The sequence below is a fragment of the Pseudoduganella sp. jia 12 genome (genome assembly GCF_055502675.1).
Map to the genome: position 1 here is coordinate 208,452 of NZ_JBUXKP010000002.1, position 19,035 is coordinate 227,486.

Annotated in this window: 19 protein-coding genes and 1 tRNA gene; 9 read left to right on the top strand and 11 right to left on the bottom strand. The window is 61.6% G+C overall.

Annotation, left to right across the window (positions count from 1 at the left end; genetic code table 11):
* Positions 1-14: 14 nt before the first annotated feature.
* The gene (locus tag ACY65G_RS04090) at positions 15-1,538 is read right to left on the bottom strand and encodes an HDOD domain-containing protein (RefSeq protein WP_464996081.1); all 1,524 of its coding nucleotides are present in this window, start codon (positions 1,536-1,538) and stop codon (positions 15-17) included.
* Positions 1,535-3,250 carry a putative bifunctional diguanylate cyclase/phosphodiesterase gene (locus ACY65G_RS04095; RefSeq protein ID WP_464996082.1) on the bottom strand — a complete coding sequence of 572 codons (1,716 nt, stop codon included), beginning with the start codon at positions 3,248-3,250 and terminating at the stop codon, positions 1,535-1,537. Before ACY65G_RS04095 ends, ACY65G_RS04090 begins: the two co-directional genes overlap by 4 nt.
* A 390-nt stretch (positions 3,251-3,640) precedes the next feature.
* Between ACY65G_RS04095 and upp the strand changes: the two genes are divergently transcribed.
* The 3 genes from upp (at position 3,641) to ACY65G_RS04110 (ending at position 5,302) form a co-directional block, all read left to right on the top strand.
* Positions 3,641-4,291, top strand: coding sequence for a uracil phosphoribosyltransferase (gene upp / locus ACY65G_RS04100; RefSeq protein WP_464996083.1), 651 nt, complete (start codon positions 3,641-3,643; stop codon positions 4,289-4,291).
* 2 nt (positions 4,292-4,293) lie between these two features.
* Entirely contained in the window at positions 4,294-4,647 is a 354-nt protein-coding gene (locus ACY65G_RS04105; protein WP_464996084.1) for an Hpt domain-containing protein, read from the top strand.
* A 451-nt stretch (positions 4,648-5,098) separates the two neighbouring features.
* A complete protein-coding gene (locus ACY65G_RS04110) occupies positions 5,099-5,302 on the top strand; it encodes a cold-shock protein (protein ID WP_130189655.1) in 204 nt (67 codons plus the stop codon).
* Between the two features lie 224 nt (positions 5,303-5,526).
* Here ACY65G_RS04110 and ACY65G_RS04115 read toward each other — a convergent pair whose 3' ends face one another.
* Positions 5,527-6,435 carry a LysR family transcriptional regulator gene (locus ACY65G_RS04115; RefSeq protein ID WP_464996085.1) on the bottom strand — a complete coding sequence of 303 codons (909 nt, stop codon included), beginning with the start codon at positions 6,433-6,435 and terminating at the stop codon, positions 5,527-5,529.
* Positions 6,436-6,550: 115 nt separating this feature from the next.
* Here ACY65G_RS04115 and aceB point away from each other — a divergent pair, with 115 nt between their 5' ends.
* The gene (aceB, locus tag ACY65G_RS04120) at positions 6,551-8,140 is read left to right on the top strand and encodes a malate synthase A (RefSeq protein ID WP_464996086.1); all 1,590 of its coding nucleotides are present in this window, start codon (positions 6,551-6,553) and stop codon (positions 8,138-8,140) included.
* 192 nt (positions 8,141-8,332) lie between these two features.
* Here the strand turns inward: aceB and ACY65G_RS04125 are convergent, their stop codons facing one another.
* Together ACY65G_RS04125 and gloB are read right to left on the bottom strand one after the other, a co-directional pair.
* Entirely contained in the window at positions 8,333-8,980 is a 648-nt protein-coding gene (locus ACY65G_RS04125) for a DsbA family protein (protein WP_464996087.1), read from the bottom strand.
* Between the two features lie 27 nt (positions 8,981-9,007).
* Positions 9,008-9,835: a hydroxyacylglutathione hydrolase gene (gene gloB / locus ACY65G_RS04130; RefSeq protein WP_464996088.1), complete on the bottom strand. Its 828-nt coding sequence runs from the start codon at positions 9,833-9,835 to the stop codon at positions 9,008-9,010.
* A 126-nt stretch (positions 9,836-9,961) separates the two neighbouring features.
* Between gloB and ACY65G_RS04135 the strand changes: the two genes are divergently transcribed.
* From ACY65G_RS04135 to ACY65G_RS04155, 5 genes are all read left to right on the top strand, one after another.
* Complete coding sequence (locus ACY65G_RS04135) at positions 9,962-10,732, top strand: class I SAM-dependent methyltransferase (RefSeq protein WP_464996089.1); 771 nt, start codon at positions 9,962-9,964, stop codon at positions 10,730-10,732.
* Entirely contained in the window at positions 10,725-11,165 is a 441-nt protein-coding gene (gene rnhA, locus ACY65G_RS04140; protein ID WP_130189650.1) for a ribonuclease HI, read from the top strand. The genes ACY65G_RS04135 and rnhA overlap by 8 nt, the downstream gene beginning before the upstream one ends.
* 67 nt (positions 11,166-11,232) lie before the next feature.
* Positions 11,233-11,931: a DNA polymerase III subunit epsilon gene (dnaQ, locus tag ACY65G_RS04145; RefSeq protein ID WP_464996090.1), complete on the top strand. Its 699-nt coding sequence runs from the start codon at positions 11,233-11,235 to the stop codon at positions 11,929-11,931.
* 52 nt (positions 11,932-11,983) lie between these two features.
* Positions 11,984-12,058, top strand: a tRNA-Val gene (locus tag ACY65G_RS04150).
* A gap of 320 nt (positions 12,059-12,378) precedes the next feature.
* The gene (locus ACY65G_RS04155) at positions 12,379-12,597 is read left to right on the top strand and encodes a hypothetical protein (protein WP_464996091.1); all 219 of its coding nucleotides are present in this window, start codon (positions 12,379-12,381) and stop codon (positions 12,595-12,597) included.
* Positions 12,598-12,953: 356 nt separating this feature from the next.
* On the opposite strand, the gene ACY65G_RS04160 is transcribed toward ACY65G_RS04155, so the two are convergent.
* The 6 genes from ACY65G_RS04160 to ACY65G_RS04185 form a co-directional block, all read right to left on the bottom strand.
* A complete protein-coding gene (locus ACY65G_RS04160) occupies positions 12,954-13,553 on the bottom strand; it encodes a hypothetical protein (RefSeq protein WP_464996092.1) in 600 nt (199 codons plus the stop codon).
* A 214-nt stretch (positions 13,554-13,767) separates the two neighbouring features.
* Entirely contained in the window at positions 13,768-14,943 is a 1,176-nt protein-coding gene (locus ACY65G_RS04165; RefSeq protein WP_464996093.1) for a hypothetical protein, read from the bottom strand.
* Positions 14,944-14,953: 10 nt separating this feature from the next.
* Positions 14,954-16,594 (bottom strand): polymorphic toxin-type HINT domain-containing protein, encoded by a 1,641-nt coding sequence (locus ACY65G_RS04170; RefSeq protein WP_464996094.1) that lies wholly within the window; start codon positions 16,592-16,594, stop codon positions 14,954-14,956.
* 358 nt (positions 16,595-16,952) lie between these two features.
* Entirely contained in the window at positions 16,953-17,792 is an 840-nt protein-coding gene (locus tag ACY65G_RS04175) for a TadE/TadG family type IV pilus assembly protein (protein WP_464996095.1), read from the bottom strand.
* A 1-nt stretch (position 17,793) separates the two neighbouring features.
* Positions 17,794-18,141 (bottom strand): DUF192 domain-containing protein, encoded by a 348-nt coding sequence (locus tag ACY65G_RS04180; protein WP_464996096.1) that lies wholly within the window; start codon positions 18,139-18,141, stop codon positions 17,794-17,796.
* Positions 18,142-18,143: 2 nt separating this feature from the next.
* Positions 18,144-19,034: a type II secretion system F family protein gene (locus tag ACY65G_RS04185; protein WP_464996097.1), complete on the bottom strand. Its 891-nt coding sequence runs from the start codon at positions 19,032-19,034 to the stop codon at positions 18,144-18,146.
* Position 19,035 lies beyond the last annotated feature (1 nt).

Below are 19,035 nucleotides of genomic sequence, written 5' to 3' on the forward strand. Positions count from 1 at the left end.
GGCGGCGGTCGCGGTCAGGCCGCGCGGCTGTTCATCATTTCAAGCTGGTGCCGCCGTTCGATGGCCGATACCACCAGCGCGCGCAAATCGTTCAGCAACGCGAATTCCGTTTGCGACAGCTCGATCGGCGGGAACGTTTCATCCCAGTCGCCATACAGGAAGCCGGCCGGCTGGCCGTTGGCCGACAGCGGCAGGATCACGAAGCTGCGCGCTTCGGCGAGGCCGGCACGCCACCATTGCGGCAGCTTGGCGGCGAATTTCTGGTCGCGCGCATTTTCGATGAAGATCACCCGGTCGCTGTTGAGCGCCGCATGGAACACGTTCGGCTCGTAGGCGTCGTCGAACGACATCGCCGCCAGCTGTTCCTTCGGCAGCGCGCCAAAGCACATGCGCGCCGCATAGCGGTTTTCGCGCCGGTTGCGCACGAACGCGACGGCGCGCGAGAAATCGAGTCCCTGGTAGACCGTCTCCAGCGCGGCGGAAACCATTTGGCCCGGGCTCGCGTTGGCGACCATGCCGCGCATGTCGGCCAGGCCGCTTTGCAGGATGCGGTTGCCCGCGGCACGCTGGCGCGTGCGGGCCAGCGCTTTCGCGCGGCGTTCCAGCGGTTTCGACAGCGGCGCAATGGCCAGTTCCTCGGCCGCGGTTTCGCGTGCCTGGGCGACGGCGCCGCGTACCCGTTCCAGGTCCAGTCCCAGCAGCGGCGCGAACACGGCGCAGGCCTGCTCGATTTCTGCAGCGCCCGCTTCGTCGTCCTGCCACAGCAAGCCGGCGCAGTGGCGCGCCAGCGTGGCGATGCCCGCCACCCAGTCGGCGGCTGCCAGCGGTTCCGCAGCCTCGTCCGCAGCGGTCGCCCCGATGGTGCGCATGCCGGCCACGAGGTTGCGGGGCAGGTTCCAGCGACTGGCGGCGGCCATGCCGATGTCCTCCAGTGGCAGGCCCAGCAGTTCCGTCGCCACGGCATCCTCGTTGCCGGGGCCGCCGCGCTGCTGCAGCTTTATCCAATGTTCCGGCAGGTAGAACGTGACCATCATGCGGCCCAGCGTCTGCAGCATCGAGCACACGACCGCCTGTTCCGTCTGCGGGCTGTGCGTGGTGGCGGCAACTTCGCGCGCGACCAGGCCGGCCAGCACCGCCTTTTCCATTTCGATGTGCGCGTGCGTGGAATCGGTGGCGCTCGCGGACAGCTCCTCGACGAGCTTGAGCCCCAGCGCCAGGTGCCCGATGGCCTCGGTGCCCAGCACGAGCACGGCCTTGCTGACGGTATTGACCTGCTGGCCGAATGCCGAATACATGCTGCTGTTCGCGAGGCGCAGCACCTTGTTGGTGAGCACCGGGTCCGACAGCACCGTTTCGGTCATGCTGAAATCGCCGTCGTCCTCGCCGCGCATCGCGCCGAGCACGGCACCGATGGCCTTCGCGAAACCGGGCATGTCGCCCTGGCGGCGGGTGCGTTCCCACAGCAGGGCCAGCGTCTGCTCGCCCAGCGCGCCGACCTGACCATCGACCTGGCCATCGACCTGGCTGCCGGCCGTCATGGCGCCACCCGCGCCACGTCGGCGTAAAGGCTTTCGGTGAGCGCGGCGATCGCAACGTGCGCGGCCATCGGCTTGCCGGTGAGGTAGCCCTGCACGTAGCGGCAGCCCCGTTCGTTCATGTAGGCCATCTGTTCCTCCGTTTCCACGCCTTCGGCAACGACGGACAGCGACAAGTGGCGCGCCAGGTCCAGTACCGCATTGCAGATGGCGCCATCCTTCTGCGATGCCGGCAGGTCGCGGATGAACGCGCGGTCGATCTTGAGCACCGAGATCGGAAAGCGCTTCAGGTAGGCAAGCGACGAATAGCCGGTGCCGAAGTCGTCGATCGCGATGCGCGCCCGGCGTTCGGCCATCTTGCCGAGGACCGCTTCGGCATGGGCCGGATCGATCATCAGCGTGCCTTCGGTGATTTCCAGCACGAGCTGTTCGCCGGATACACCGGCGTAGGAGAGGGCGTCGTCGAGCACGTCGAGAAACTTGTCGTTACGAAATTGGCGGGGGCTGATATTAACAGACATATAGAGCGGTCGTTTCGCCACCTCCTGGAACTGCTTCAGCTGCACGCATGCCGCCTTCAGCGCCCACGCCCCCAGCAGGTTGATCAGGCCGTTGGTCTCGGCGATCGGGATGAACCTGGCCGGCGAGACCATGCCCAGGGTGGGGTGCTTCCAGCGCATCAGCGTTTCAAAGCCCTCGATCGCGCGCGTGCGGGCATCGACGATCGGCTGGTAGTGCAGCATGAATTCTCCCTCGCGCACCGCCTGGAACATGGCCGCTTCCAGGGAGATGTCGTGCTCGGAGAGGCTGTCGTGGCGCGGGCTGTAGACCACGCAGCGGGCCTTGCCCGTCTGCTTGGCGCGCGACAGCGCCGCGTCGGCCAGCGCAACCAGGCGCACGTCGTCCTCCGCGTGCTGCGGGTAGACGGCCACGCCGAGCGAAGCGCCCACGTAGATCGTGTGGGCGTCGATCTCGAATGGCGCCTGCAGCGTGGCCAGCAGGCGACCGGTGACGAGGCGCACCTGCTGCTCGTTGACCGTGCCGGGCAATACGGCCACGAATTCGTCGCCACCCACGCGCGCCAGCGTGTCGCTGTCACGCAGTGTCTTGCGCAGCCGGGCGGCGGCCATGCGCAGCACGGTGTCGCCGACCGGGTAGCCGAGGGCGTCGTTGACCTTCTTGAAACTGTCCAGCCCGATGGCTGCGACGGCGAATCCCTGGCCGGAGCGCCGTGCCTGCGCGATCGTCATGCGGATCCGGTCCGCCAGGAGCAGGCGGTTGGGCAGGCCGGTCAGCGTGTCGTGCGTGGCCATGTGCCGCAGGCGCTCCTCGGTAGCTTGCTGCGCGGACAGGTCGCGCCCGACCACCAGCACTTCGGTCGAGCCGTCGGCGTTGCCGAACGTGGAACAACGCAGGTCGTACCAGAGCTCGTCGCCCGCCGCCTGCATGCGCAGTTCCAGCCGCGCGACGCCGCTGCCGGGCAATGCGGCAAGGGTCGTTATGAGGGCGGCACGGTCCAGGTCGGACACGAAGCTTTCCAGCAAGCGCCCCGCCAGCGGTCGCGCGGCACCCAGCAGCGCCTCGGCGCGGCGGCTGGCGAACAGCACGTGGCCGCGCGGGTCGAGCCGGAACACGATGTCGCCGGCTTCTTCGAGCATGCCGTCGGCAGCGTGCCGGGCATTGTCCGGCAAGGGCGTGGAAAAACTGGAAAGCATGATGCCGTCGTCTTTACTGGTGTGTCGTAGGAGGGCTTGTCAGCTGGGGCATGTCCCGCGCCGTGGCCGGGCATGTTTCCGTGAATGTATCATTTTATGCCTGATTTTTCATGTAGATGAGCAACATTTTTCCTTGGATTGCGGAGAAATGTTGCTTTGGCGACCGAAATCCGCAACGCTGCCGACATGTATCAGGACGCTGACATGGTTTTACGCCAATGCGACGTGGCGCGCAGGAAGGGATCCACGCCGCCTGGCGGCGAGCACCCGCAGCACGGCGATCCTGAAGCTCGCACGGCCTGCTGGCCGGGTTTTTTCCGCTGCGGCATGGACAGCGCGCATCGGGGACTGGGATAATGCGGGACACAAACCGCCTGTATTTCTGCAAACATGAAACAAGATCCGCGCTTCCCGAACCTTTTCATTACCGATCACCCGCTGATCCAGCACAAGCTGAGCCACATGCGCGACAAGGCAACGTCGACCCGCACGTTCCGCGAACTGCTGAAGGAAATCACGCTGCTGATGGGCTATGAAATCACCCGCGACCTGCCGCTCACCACGCGCGAGATCGAAACGCCGTTGATGACGGTCGATGCGCCCGTCATCGCCGGCAAGAAACTCGCCGTGGTGCCGATCCTGCGCGCCGGCATCGGCATGAGCGATGGCCTGCTGAACCTCGTGCCGTCGGCACGTGTCGGCCATATCGGCGTCTTCCGGGATCCGGCAACACACCAGCCGGTCGAATACCTGGTGCGCCTGCCGGACCTGGTCGACCGCACGTTCATCCTGTGCGACCCGATGGTGGCCACCGGCAATTCGGCCGTGCACGCCATCGATGTGCTGAAGAACCGCGGCGTGGGCGACGACCAGATCATTTTCCTCGCGCTGGTAGCGGCACCGGAGGGGATCGAGGTCGTGCAGAAGGCGCACCCGGGCGTGAAGATCTATTGCGCCTCGCTCGATTCCCACCTGAACGACCACGCCTATATCGTTCCCGGCCTGGGCGATGCGGGCGATCGCATCTTCGGCACCAAGTAACGATGGCCGCGCCGCTCGATCCGAACTATCGCGCCCATCTCCAGGCGCTGGGCGACATGTTTGCCGCGAGCATTCCCGCGCGGATGGCGGCCATTGCCGATGCGCTGGCCGCCGCGGGCACGTCGCCGGATCGGGAGCGGCTCGAAGCACTGCACCATGCGCTGCATACCGTGGCCGGCTCGGCCGGCTCTTTCGGGTTTACCATACTGGGCGAACAGGCCCGGCGGCTCGAGCATGCCGTCCGCAACACGCTGGCGGGCGAACCCGGGTGGGAAAAACTGGTGCGGGAAATCCAGATCTATCTCGAATGGGCGCAAAATGATGCCCGTAATGTGGTTTATCCCGCGCACGATTGATTTTAGTCAAACGGCCACGGCAGATATTGTCTATAGTTACACATATGCCGAACGACGCGAGGGCACTCTTGCGAGGCAGCCATTTTGAGGGGGCCGTTCTTGGGATGATTCATAAGATCGTTCTTCAGGATCGTTCTTCAGGATCATTCTCAAATTGCCGCCCTTCGAATTGTCGTCTCCCGAGTCTGGAAAGAGGCAAGATTCATTGGTCAACAGCATTTTTAGCCCGTTTTGAGGGCTCCAGCGCTGCGATTCCTGTGCTTCTCGTCACTTTTTACTCGACAGTAGCGATTATTTTCGCGAAATCGTGCCTCACGACGTGCTTTTGGCGCTGTATTCGGTATAATGCGGGATCGTTTAGATTCAAGGGTAGTGCAGTTTGTCTGCCATTGCATACTTGCTTCAAACGATATCACGGGCGCAAGCTCATTTAACTGTAATAGGAATTGTAATGGCAACTGGTATCGTAAAATGGTTCAATGATTCGAAGGGTTTTGGCTTCATCACCCCTGACGAAGGCGGCGAAGATCTGTTCGCTCACTTCTCGGCGATCCAATCCGCTGGCTTCAAATCGCTGCAAGAGAACCAGCGCGTATCCTTCGATGTGACCGCCGGCCCAAAGGGCAAGCAAGCATCGAACATTCAGCCTCTGTAATACGCTGAATCTAACGACAAAAAATCCTCGGTTTCCGAGGATTTTTTTTTGCCCGTCGTGTGCCGTTCGGTGGGTGCGTGTGCGAAGCAATAGCAGTTTTGGGAATTTTTTCGCCCCATGCGGATGGCGGGTGGCGCAGGGTGGAAGCGCGATGAGAGCGCCCCGCGCGACGCCTGGGCGTGCCACAGGCCGTGCGCGGACGCATCGGCCTGCCCGTCATGGCCTCAACCCTTTGGCCAGTACCCCGGCTGGGAATAAGTACGTCGCAGGAAATCGACGAACGCGCGGATGCGGAGCGGCAAGTGGCGCCGCTGGGCGAACACCGCATAGATGTCGTCGTTACCGGGTGCCGTGTAGTCGTCCAGCACCGTGACGAGCCTGCCGGCTTCGATGTCGGCCCCGACTTCCCACAGCGAGCGCCATCCCAGCCCTTTGCCGGCCAGGACCCAGTCGTGCAGCACGGCGCCATCGTTGCAGCTCATCTTGCCTGTCACCCGCAACGTGACATTCTTGCTGCCATCCCGGAAGGTCCAGCCACGCTGGCTGCCGGCGCTGCTGATCGCCATGCAATTGTGGCGCGTCAGGTCATCGAGCTTGCGCGGCACGCCATGGCGCTGGAAGTAGGCCGGCGCGCCGACGACGACACGCCGGTTGTCCGCCAGTTTCAGGCTGACGAGATTGGAGTCTTCCAGCGTGGCGATCCGGATCGCCACGTCCACGCCTTCGCCGATCAGGTCGACCACGCGGTCGTTCAGGTTCAGTGTCACGGTCACGTCGCGATGTTCGGCCACGAACGATGGAATCAGCGGTGCCACGTGGCGCCGCCCGAAGCCGGCCGGGGCCGAAATGAGCAGGTGGCCCGTGGCCCGCGCGCTGCGTTCCGCCGCCGCTGCCTCGGCGCTTTCCAGGTCCGCCAGGATGCGCTGGCAATCCTCGAGGAAGGCCGCGCCTTCGTCCGTGAGCGCGAGCTTGCGCGTGGTACGCTGTAGCAGCTTGACGCCCAGGCGCTGTTCCAGCGCATCGAGGCGGCGGCCGATCACGGCCGGTGCGATACCTTCGGCGCGGGCCGCGGCGGACAGGCTGCCACGTGCCACCACTTCCACGAACGTGGAGATCTGCTTGAACTGAGCCATGCTTTCGATTTATGACAAATTCGCACAGATGAAGTGATTATTTGTCTTGTTTAGGTAAGTTTGCAGTCAATATACTGCAAGGCATCCAACTTCACCAGAGCACAAGGAGATCGACATGAGCATCACGTTACCGGCAGGTATGGAAATCACGGGCGACATCAAACCCGGTTTTGAAAACGTTCTGACGCCGGAAGCGCTGGCCCTGGTGGCAAAACTGTCGCGCGCCTTCGAGCCGCGGCGCCAGGAACTGCTGGCCGCCCGCGTGGAACGCGCCAAGCGCCTCGATGCAGGCGAGCGTCCTGACTTCCTGGCGGAGACCGCGCACATCCGCGCCGGCGACTGGACCATCGCACCGATCCCGCAGGCGCTGCAGTGCCGCCGCGTGGAAATCACGGGTCCGGTCGATCGCAAGATGGTCATCAACGCCCTGAACTCGGGCGCCGACAGCTACATGACCGACTTCGAAGACTCGAACACACCGAACTGGAACAACCAGATCACCGGCCAGCTCAACATGATCGATGCCGTGCGCAAGACGATCGCCCTGGAGCAGAACGGCAAGTCGTACAAGCTGAACGACAAGACGGCCACGCTGGTCGTTCGTCCGCGCGGCTGGCACCTGGATGAAAAGCACGTGCTGGTCGACGGCAAGCGCATTTCCGGCGGCGTCTTCGACTTTGCACTGTTCATGTTCCACAATGCCCGCGAGCAGCTGGCCCGCGGCGCCGGTCCATACTTCTACCTGCCGAAGATGGAATCGCACCTCGAAGCGCGCCTGTGGAACGACATCTTCGTGATGACGCAGGACGAGCTGGGCCTGCCGCAGGGCACGATCAAGGCAACCGTGCTGATCGAAACGATCGTTGCCGCGTTCGAAATGGACGAGATCCTGTACGAGCTGCGCGAACACAGCGCCGGCCTGAACGCCGGCCGCTGGGACTACATCTTCAGCTGCATCAAGAAGTTCAAGATGGACCAGGATTTCTGCCTGGCCGACCGCCCGAAGGTGACGATGACGGCACCGTTCATGCGTTCCTACGCGCTGCTGCTGCTCAAGACGTGCCACAAGCGCAACGCCCCGGCGATCGGTGGCATGTCGGCCCTGATTCCGATCAAGAACGATGCCGAGAAAAACGCCGTGGCAATGGCCGGCGTGATCGGCGACAAGTCCCGTGACGCCACCGACGGCTACGACGGCGGCTGGGTTGCCCACCCGGGCCTGGTGGCTCCGGCGATGGCCGAATTCGTCAAAGTGCTCGGCGACGCGCCGAACCAGATCGGCAAGCAGCGCCCGGACGTGGAAGTGACGGCGGCCGATCTGCTGAACTTCCAGCCGGAAGCGCCGATCACCGAGGCGGGCCTGCGCTACAACATCAACGTCGGCATCCATTACCTGGGCAGCTGGCTGGGCGGCAATGGCTGCGTGCCGATCCACAACCTGATGGAAGATGCGGCCACGGCCGAGATCAGCCGCTCGCAGGTGTGGCAATGGATCCGCTCGCCGAAGGGCGTGCTCGACGATGGCCGCAAGGTCACGGCCGACATCGTGCGCACGATGATCACCGAGGAACTGCCGAAGATCAAGGAGTCGGCACCGGACGGCGCCAGCCCGAACTACGAACGGGCAGCGCAGATCTTCGAAGAAATGTCGACCTCCGAATCGTTCGCCGAGTTCCTCACGCTGCCGCTGTACGAAGAGATCTGAGATCCGCTCCCGCCTGGTGCCCTGCATCGCGGATTCGTCGAATGATACGGCGAAGTCCATGAATGCGGCGGCCACGATGCTGCGTTGAAATGCCCGGTAAGGCTTGGCCTTATCGGGCATTTTCGCATGGCTTCAAGACGATTTCGCGGGAGTGATTCGTCAACGAACCACCACGCCATTGCCAGTGACCCGCTAGACCTCGCGCACGGCCAGCGCGGGGCGGGCCAGGAAGTTCTTCAGCTGCGCCTCGTCGATCCGGTGTCCGGCAATCCGCCGCAACAGCAGGTCGATGCGGTCGCCACCCCAGAACAGCTCGCCCATATAGCTGAACGTGGGCACGCCGAACACACCCGCCGCCGCGGCGTTTTCCGTTGCATCGATCAGGGCCTGCTTGATGGCGGGTTCTGCCGCGCTTGCCACCAGGGCTTCACCATTCAGGTCGCATTCGGCCGCCAGTGCCTTCAACACGGCGGGACTGGAAATATCCAGTCCGCGTTCCCAGCACGCCTGTGACAGCATGAACGTGAAGCGGCGCCGGCTCGTCAGCGACCCGATCGCCAGGCACATCCGCAACGATAGCAGCGGGTTGAACGGGTGGCCCGGCGGCCCGCGAAACGGCAAGCCATGCGCATCGGCGATGCGCATCACGTCGCGGAACAGGAATTCCCGCTTGGCCGGCACTTCGGCCGGCCCTTTCGTGCCATGGGCCTTCAGCAGCCCGGCCAGCAGCACGGGTTCCATTTCCAGATGTACACCCGCGGCTTCGATACGGGCAATCTGTTTCGTTGCCAGCCACGCATAAGGGCTGATCGGGTCGTAATAAAAGCGGACTTTCTCCATAAGCTTTCCCGTGAAAAGTCGTTTCCGTCAAAAAGAATTCTTCCATTCGCGCAGCGCGGCGAACACGGCGAGGGGCGCCGCACCGTCCGGCGCCTTGCCTTGCGCCGCGAGACGCCGGGCAATGGCGTCTTCCCGGTAGCGCAGGAAGGGATTCGTCGCGCGCTCGATGCCGATCGTGCTGGGCACGGTGGGCACGTCGCGCTGCCGCTTGCCGCTTTCCACTTCCATGCGCGCCTGTAACGCTTCGTTGCCGGGTTCGACCGCCAGGGCAAACCGCAGGTTCGACAGCGTGTACTCGTGCGCGCAAAAAACCTCGGTGTCGGGCGGCAATGCCGCCAGCTTGTCCAGCGAGGCCGCCATTTGCGCCGGCGTTCCCTCGAAAAGGCGGCCGCAGCCGCCCGCAAACAATGTGTCGCCGCAGAACAGCCAGCGTTTTCCGCCATCCTGCGCATCGTCGCTGACATACGCGATATGGCCATGGGTGTGACCCGGCACGTCGAGCACCTTCAGTGCCAGGCCGATACCCGGCACCGTGATCCCGTCGCCCTCGCCGAGCGGCTGCGTGACGGCGGCGATACCGTCGGCACGCGGGCCGAATACCGGCACGTCGAACTCCCGCAATAATTCCGGCACGCCGCCAATGTGGTCACGATGGTGGTGGGTGAGTAAAATGGCGGTAAGCACCAGGCCGCGGTCACGCAGTGCCGCCAGGATCGGCCCGGCATCGCCGGGATCGACAACGGCAGCGTAGCGGTCATCATGCACCAGCCACAGGTAATTGTCCTGAAAGGCCGGCACGGCTAGCACCTGCAGTGATGCGGCGGTTGATCCGGGTCGCGAAGTAGCTGGAATCATTGGGTCGAATTCGATGTAGTACAGTTTAAGAAGAACACGCAGCCAGCGACGCGCAGCAAACGAAAATCATGCAAAGCGGACGTCGAACGAAGCCAACGCACAGCCAACGCACAGCCAAGGAACCGCATGGATAGCGCCGCATCTGAAAAATCCATTATAGCGCTGGACAGCTGGCTTCAAACGCCGGCCGGCCGCTACGTGCTCGCATGGGAGCGCAGCCGGCTCGATGCACTGACGGCCGACATCTTCGGCTACAACGCGCTGCAGATCGGCATGCCGCAACTCGATGCGCTGGCGGCCAGCCGCATGCCGCACAAGTGGCTGGCGGACACGCTGTCCAGCCGCACCATCGAAACGCCCGCCTGGCCCGTTGCGCTGACGCTCGATCCGATCGAGTTGCCATTTCCTTCGCAAAGCCTCGACCTGGTCGTGCTGCCGCACGTGCTGGAATACGCCACCGAACCGCACCAGGTGCTGCGCGAAGTGGAGCGGGTGCTGATTCCCGAGGGCCAGCTGATCATTTGCGGCTTCAACCCGGCGAGCCTGTGGGGCTTGCGGCAACTGCGCGGCAGGGTCACCGGCACGCGCTACCTGCCGCGCGGCGAGCAGATTTCCATGCCGCGCATGAAGGACTGGTTAAAATTGCTGAACATGAGTGTCAGCCACAGCCACTTCGGCTGTTATGCTCCGGCCTGCCGCACCGAGCACTGGCTGGCGCGGTATGCCTTCATGGATCGTGCGGGTGAGCGCTGGTGGCCGTATTTCGGCGCTGTGTATCTCGTCCAGGCGATCAAGCGGGTCAAGGGCATGCGGCTGATCGGGCCGGCATGGAGCAGGAAAAAGGCAAAGTCGCCCGTGGCGGTGCCTGCAACGAACAAACACAAGGAACATGGATAAAGTCGAAATTTTTACGGACGGTGCATGCAAGGGAAATCCCGGCACCGGCGGGTGGGGCGCGCTGATGGTGGCGGGCGAAGCGCAAAAGGAACTGTTCGGTGGCGAGCTGAACACCACAAACAACCGGATGGAGCTGCAGGCCGTCATCGAGTCGCTGAACGCATTGAAGCGGCCCTGCGAGGTGGTGCTGCACACGGACAGCCAGTATGTGCAGAAGGGCATCAGCGAATGGATCCACGGATGGAAAATGCGCGGCTGGAAAACATCCACGAAGGAGCCCGTGAAAAACGCCGATTTGTGGCAGGCGCTCGACCTGGCCCAGTCGGTGCACAAGGTCGACTGGCGCTGGGTGCGCGGCCATAACGGCCACCCCGGCAACGAACGGGCCGACATGCTGGCCAACCGCGGCGTCGACGCCGTGCGCCGCAAGTAATCCAGCCGGCCGCGCGAGAAGAAACTTATTGTATACTGCGCGGCTGTCTTCTAAAGCTTCCCGAACCATGCGCCAGATCGTCCTCGATACCGAAACCACCGGTATCAACCCCAAGCTGGGCAACCGTGTCATCGAGATCGGTTGCGTCGAGCTCGTTGACCGCAAGCTGACCGGCAACAACTTCCACCGCTACATCAACCCGGATCGCGACTCGGAAGAGGGCGCGCTTGCCGTGCACGGCCTGACGACGGAATTTTTGTCCGACAAGCCGCGCTTCCGTGAAATCGCCGACGAGCTGCGCGAGTATATCCGCGGTGCCGAAGTCATCATCCATAACGCGCCCTTCGACCTGGGCTTCCTGAACCATGAATTCAGGATGATTAACCTGCCGTCGTTCGACGAGCACATCGGCGGCGTCATCGACACGCTCGTGCAGGCAAAGGAGCTGCGCCCCGGCAAACGCAACTCGCTGGACGCGCTGTGCGACTTCTACGGCATCTCGAACGCGCACCGCAAGCTGCACGGCGCCTTGCTGGACGCCGAATTGCTCGCGGACGTGTACTTGGCCATGACACGTGGCCAGAACAGTCTGGGCATGGACATCGAGGTGGAAGAAGTGACGTCCGGCCTCGACCTTGCGCAGGTGGCACTGGCGGAAATCCTCGTCGTGCGCGCATCGGCGGATGAAGCGGCCGCGCACGAGGACCTGCTCAACGGCCTGGACAAGGCCGTGAAAGGAACGTGCGTCTGGCGTACACCGGCGTAGCGGAACTCGGCCTTGACCTGACGCAAGGCGGAACCTATAATAGCGCTTCTTCGGGAGGTTAGCTCAGGGGTAGAGCACTGCATTCACACTGCAGGGGTCGCAAGTTCGAAACTTGCACTTCCCACCAGGATTCGTTTGGATATCAAAGGCTTGCAACATCAGGTTGCAGGCCTTTTTTGTTATGCCTGGCGCTTTCGCCACCTCGTCGCCACCTCGGCATTGAGCGCCCCCAAAGTTACCAGCTATGCTCCAGGGCGGGCGGGACGCCCGACGGTAAAGGGCCGTGTTTCGACCCGGCTTCAACGCCGTCCACGAAACCGGCCGCGTGGTCGAAGCGGCATGCCATGCTCGCCGCGCTGTCGCGCAAATCCGATACGGCAGCAACGATCCTCAGGCCCTCCAGCTGTCGCCGGCGCTGACTCGCCTGCCGACGACAGCCGCATCGAGATGATGCAGGCCGGTGCTCCCACCGGCCGCCAGACTGCCAAGGCGCTCGCGCTGCCCGGCGAAAAACTACTGGCGGCGGCGATTCTTGCCAAGCAGGCGGTTTATCTCGCTGTTAAGATCCAAAATGTTGCGCTCGTGAACGCGAAGGGTATCCTTCAGTCGCGTGAGCTGCGGCTCATCGAGACCTGCGCGCATGTGCTTGTCGCTCAAGATTTTTGACTTGGACTGCGCATCCTTCAGTTCCTGCTCCAACTCCTGCTGCAGTATTTCCAAACGCCCGTCGTCAGCCGCTTTTTGGGCCTCGGGCGGGATCTGGAAGCGTGCATCCTTTACTGGAGACTCCGACTTTTCAGCCGGGACCACCGAGGCTTTTGACGCCGAGGATGTGTGCTGCGCCGGGGCCTGGTCGGGAGTCGATGGAGTCGTCGTCGACGCTGCTGCGGGGGGGGCAGGCCGATTCTGTATTACCTCGATCCCCTGCTTGTTGGTATACCTCGACGCATCCGTGCTCTGCGCGACCACCAGGGCAGGAAATGTGAATGAGGCGACCAGGACTGCGATGCGGTGAAAACACATCACAGGTACCTCAACTTCGTCCAGCTGCGACGGCGCTGCTCGGACAGGCTCTCCATCTTGTCCTTGATCGTGTACATGGACAGGGCGACCGGGAACTTGCCGTCAGCTTGTCCCACAAACACGGTAACGTCGACCGCGACGCCATCAACCTTGCCGTAGAACGTGGATTCGTATCCTTTCAGTACGCCGTAAGTCGCTTCCAGAGGGTGAAGTGATCGAGCCACGCCTGCGCTCATGCCAAAGTTCTGGCTAGCTCGACGAATAGCCGTGAAAGCCACCTGCTGGAACTGCATTCCGGCCACTTTTTCTTTAGGAAAGCTGGTAAACGTCATCGCTGCCGGCGGGTGGTAGTTCTCCGGGCTTTGCGCCAGGAAGACGGGCTTCCCGGAAGACTTGTCCAGTTGAACCTCCCAGGGAGGCTGATTCTCCACCCAGATTTCCAGGCCCAAATCCTTCACCTTGTAGACCTGCATCTCGCGCAGTGCCCGCTTCACACTCTGTTCCCCTTCCACGCTTGCCTGGGGTGCTGCCAGCCCTGGGAACAGGAAGCCCGCCAGCGATGCGGCCACTGCAAAGAAGTACGCCCGGGATTTCTTCATTGACCAGCTCCCGCCTTTGCTACCGCCGACAAAACACCCAGCAGTGTAAGTACCGTGATCGCCAAGACGCTATACCATTTCTTGCATCGCATTAAAGCTGCCTTTGCATCGAACCTGCTGGACAGGAACCACACGAGCCAGACCAGAGCGAAGCTGATGAGAAGCCGGCCGAGAAAATTACCGACGAGGTATCCGAAGAGCATGATGGTGATCCTTATTGTTTCGGTGGAAGGACGCCTTCGTAAGGCGTGTAGATGACCTTCAGCAAAGATTCGGGGATCGAGGCCCAGTCATTGAGGAGGACCTGCAGATTGCGCGCCTTGGCTTTGTCGCCGACATGCCATTCGATCGGAGTGGACCCGTCGACATATCGGACCGCTGCAATGTGTTGCCGTGCCTGCACGACATACGGGGACGCCTCAAGATGCGCAGGATCGTTCTTTCTGCTGATGTGCAGGTCGGTACCCCAGCTGTCCGGGAGGCGGAACACGCGTGCGAAGAGCAATACCTTGCGAACATGGTCGTAGCCATCGAAAGGAACAAAGCCAACCACATACGCGGCGCCAGGCGGAGCACCCGTTATCTGGTGGGCATACCTCTCGTCGGCTTCGTCGTAAGGCCAGCCGAAAACGGACCATTCATGCGCGTACCCGAAACGATCGAGCCACTCCTGCATTGCGACCGTGCGACCAACGTCATCGGGATTGGCCGCGCTGGGCGCACGCTCGGAGAACGTGAACAGGATAGCGTCACCATCTGGCGACTTCTCCATCATCCAATTAACGGGTGGGCGAATGCAGGCAGCCAATATCTCGTTGCGGAAGTAAGTCATCCATCCAGCCCGGAGCCGGCCACCAGGCTTCGTTAGCCGTTTCGACACCGCACTTCGAAATTCGGGATCGGCGATATGCCCGAGAGTCGCATGCCAGTGGTCAACCGTCACGAGCAGTAACCGGCGAAGCAGGCCGTACTCAGCAAGATCGGGACGGGTGCGCCGCACGGTTATTGAAACCGAATTCGAATGCCCACCCCCGACGTTGAAGGCAACTTCGACCGTTCCAGGTGGCACGTATCCGCGTTCGTCATCACCCTGCGCCGCGGTGTAGAGGTAGAAGGTAAAGCCTTGGGCGCTACGGAGATCGTAGGCCCCTGATGCGTCCACAGATGCGCCATTTCCTTCGTTGAAGCTCCTCAGCATCAGCTGCGCGAGGGCGGCGCCCGGGGCAGTGCCGACCTCGTACCCCGTGGGGGTCAGTAGCTTGAATCCATTGAATTCCGGATGAGAGGCGCGCAGCACATCCAGATAGTCACCAATCTGAGCGATTACTGCGCCCAGCGATTGGCTTCTGGCGCCCCAGCTCACTGTGATTTTGTGCAAGGTGTTGGTCATAAGTTCGTCTCTAGTTGACAATGTCCGGCGTGAAGATGAGCTTCACAAGTCCCTGGTCGAGTGCAGCCTCAATCGCTTCGTCCTCCCTGAAAATTCCCTCCAGCTTGTCGCGCAAGACAGGATCGGACATGTGCCATTCGATCTTTGTGCCGTTCGCTTGGATGACTTGGTTCCGCATGTCCTTGAGTTCGGCTTCCTTCATGATTCCGAACATGAAGTCTTCCGGTGGTTTGTAGAGGCCGTTGTTTTTGCCATAGAACTTCGCATCCAGAAGTACATTCCGTTCGTGATCGTACCCATCGAAGTCTTTTTCTCCGACTCTATATTCGGTTTTCTCGGGAGCCCTGGTGAGCTGCTTTTCATATTTGTACCAGTCGGCGGATTTATCCCGGCCGGACTTCGGTTGCGTCCAAATCCCTGGACCGCCATCAGACTCGCCATGCGTATTTCCACTTGGACTCGCTGGTGCGCGATAGGGGGGCGGGAGGTCGCATCCCGAGTTGTGCGCCCAAATCCCGTGTTCCCCGGCGAAATAGTTGTGCGTCGTCGAAACGGAGAAATTATAGACAGTTATAGGACTTGCAACTACCACATTCGACCTGACGAGCGCATCACCTCCGCGGGAAGCAACTACGTCGCCTTTTGCGATTTCCTTTACTTCAGTCCAGCCCTTGCCCTGGACCCAGAGAGGATGCTCGTCTGTCACTGACAATGTGCCGACATCGGTCTTCAGCACGTGGTAGCCAGGCGAGACACGGCTGAACACGTTCTCGACCCGCCGGGGCGCATCGGCGAACGAAACCTCGTTTCGCGCATGCACGATATCGCCAATCGAAATCTTCTCGATGGGCACCAGGCCACCTGGCGTCAGTACAGGCGTGCCGGCCACAAAGCTCGCGCATCCCGTGTCCGCCTTGAGGTCGTCGACTGCTCGCCTGAGCTTTCCGCTGAACTTGGTGAGCTTGCCCATCAGCTTGAGCGCGACAGCCGGGCTCACATACTGGCCAATTACATTGCCGAGGTCATAGGCGCCGCACTGCGTCGCACGAGTGATCGTATCGACCGCGCCCTGGCCTGCAAGCTCTGCCAGCATCTCGAGTGTTCCTTGCGGATCCTGAATGAAGGCCTTGCCAAGAAGGACGATACCTTCTGCAACCTCCCAAGGGTTGCTGACCAGGTCCCACAAGTCGGTTATCTGCTGCTTGACGCCATCGAAGACACCCTTGGAAAAATCGTAGACCGTGCCCACGACGGTATCGAAGGCGCTCTGCACCGTGCCGAGGAAGCTTCCCCAAAGGCCTGGATCTTGGGTTGGCGAATTTGTCGAGGCGTTCCCCTGGGTGCAGATATCCTCCAGGAAGCGGCAGCTATGGGTCGCTGCCCATTGCGCCTTCTCTTCAGGCGATTGGAAACACTGGTTGGTTTGGCAAATCTGGTAAGTGATGCCATTGGGTCCAGTAGCGGTTGCCTGGGGCTCGACACCACCTGGCGCGGCTACGTTTGCTTGAGTGACCGCTGGCGAAGAAGATGCCCCTACCTGTGCGTTTGTCGAGGCGAATGACAGCCTGATGGGTATCCAGGCCATCAAAAAGATGAGGATTGCGACCAGCAATCGCGCAGAAAGGCAATCGGTTTTACTGAGTGGGGACATCGTCTTCCTTCCTAGAGACCTTGGCGTGCTCGGCCAAGCTGGCGTTCAGGGACTGGAGGTAGCGCTGCTGTGTAGATGACCTGCAGCTGGTCCCTGGCATCTCCCGCCCATTCTTTGATCAGTGTCTGTAACGCCCTCTTGGTCGAAGACGCGGCGAATCGCACAGCGGCGATCTGCAGCCTTGCGCGGGCGACGGACCATGAACCTTCGATTCGTGCATGACCCCGCCGAACCTTTGGATGGTGATCCACAAAGGCGCGCGGGGGCGATCGGGCTGTTCGTGCGAAGAGCAGCACATAGTGCAGTGAGTCGTCGCTGGTCGCCAAAAACCGTGTTTCCCAGCGGGCAGGGTGGAAACTCAATAGCATGTTGGCGGTTCCGGGACGTCGGGATCAGGTTCGGGATCGGGATCAGGAGGTGGCGTCGGCTCGGCCGGCGTATCCGTGTCGGGTGGCGTGTACTCTCCCGGTGTACCAGGCGGATTTGAGCCGGCGAGGTTAGCCTCGTGGAACGGAGTCTGCATCCGGATGATCGCCTCACTTTGAACGTAGATTCGACGTCCGCCCATTGCCGGGTTGTCACAGACGAGGGACTCAGGTGGATCTCCGAGGCCAAAGGGATTACTCATCCGGAAAGTACCGAATTCGGTGCCTGCAGGGGTGTTGAACGTATTCTCCAGAATCCGATCTATGATTGGCACGATCAACCGGAAGCAATACGTCACCCGTACGTGCAGGAGGTTCGCGTCCTGCACGGAATGATGCGAGTTTGTGCCTGGCGCTGGATTGCGGTAGGCGAGGGTGTCATTGGGGAGCTCCCGGCCGCCTTCACCATCAAGGCGGTTTCGTGCGAAATCCTGAAAGCTTGCAGAAGTCGGATTCAATATCTCGACGGCGACCATGTTGGCCGGTCCAGCGACCTCGGCATTCGCTTTCGCCAGCGCAACGGCGTAGCCGTCGAGGCTCGGATCGGAGGCAAATAGCGGCGCAAGACCCCTCGCCAGCGCCTTGCGCATTTCGCCGACGTCGCCGTTATGTAGTGCACCTGCCCGCGCTGCCAGCAACGTCGCGTAATTCAAGGTAGACCTGCCCTGATACAGGAACGCGGTCTGGATTATTCCGAACACGAGAAGTACCAACGCGGGAAAGACAACGATGAATTCCACGGACGACTGGCCACGCTGGAAGGTGCGTGTCATCTTACCTCTCCAGTGGCAAGATCGAGCCTGGCACAATGCCACACCGGGCAGCCTCGCCGGCCACCAGCTCCAGGACGCTCCGTGCCTTCAGGTGCATTCGCATGCGAAGAGGCGGGACCGACGGCGCGACTTTCAAAACGATGCCATCGCGCCCGACGAATACCACGTCGATCGGGTACCGCATGCCGACCGTGTGCACCATGTTACACGGGTGAATCAGCATACCTTGGCCGGATTGCAGGGGAGGGCGAGCCAGCAGGCCACGCATTCTGGTCAATGGGTTGTCGGCGACGGTCACGTCGATCGAGTGGTCATGGCCCGACGCCGAATGAAAACGTATGTTCACCATAATTATCCGAGGGTGATTCCCGACTGCATAAATTTGATGGCGATAGGGAACATCAACACGACAAAAGTTGTCGGGAAAATGAACAGCACTAACGGGAAGACGAGTTTGACCGGTGCTTCCATGGCCAGCTTTTCAGCGAGCTGGAAACGCTCGGATCGGCGCTGTTCGGCCTGGGCACGGAAGGTCGGCCCGAGAGGCGCCCCCATACGCTCCGCCTGTACCACGGCACTGACGAAACTTGATACTTGCTGAATCCGTACGCGCTCCTCCATCCTGCGCAGCGCGTCAGCGCGCGTCAGTCCGGCACGAAGATCCCGGAGAACAAAGGCGAACTCGTTTTTAAGCGGGCCTGCGGGACCCTTTGCGACTGCCTGGGAGATCGCCCCAGCCATGTTCAAGCCGGCTTCCACTGCCATCGTAAGGAAGTCCAGGTATGTCGGCAGGGCGCGGATGATCGCTTTACGGCGCTTCTTGAGCTCTTCGGTAAGCCACATCCTTGGAAGAACATATCCGAGGGCGGCTGTAGGCAGAAGCCAAACCCAGCTGAAGATCTTTGCCGATGAAAGTAGAAAAGCAGTGAATCCCGCGCAAAAGGTCAGGCTCACCAGGCAGAGCGCGATGAATTGTGTCGCCGTCATCAGGTAAAGCAAGCCGGACAGGCGTAGCGACTCAGCGGGCCACGCCAACATCGGCTTCGGGATATGGCGGCACAGGTAGTAGTCGGTGAGCCGCACAATCGGCCAGATCAACCGCAATACGCGGGGCAGTGGATCGAGAAACTCCCGATCCTCGTCAGGCACATCGTTCTTCAGTCGCACCGCGTTGTAGATCACCGCAGCTGCAAACAGAACGAATGACGCTCCGACCAAAACGGCAAGGATTAGCAGATCCATG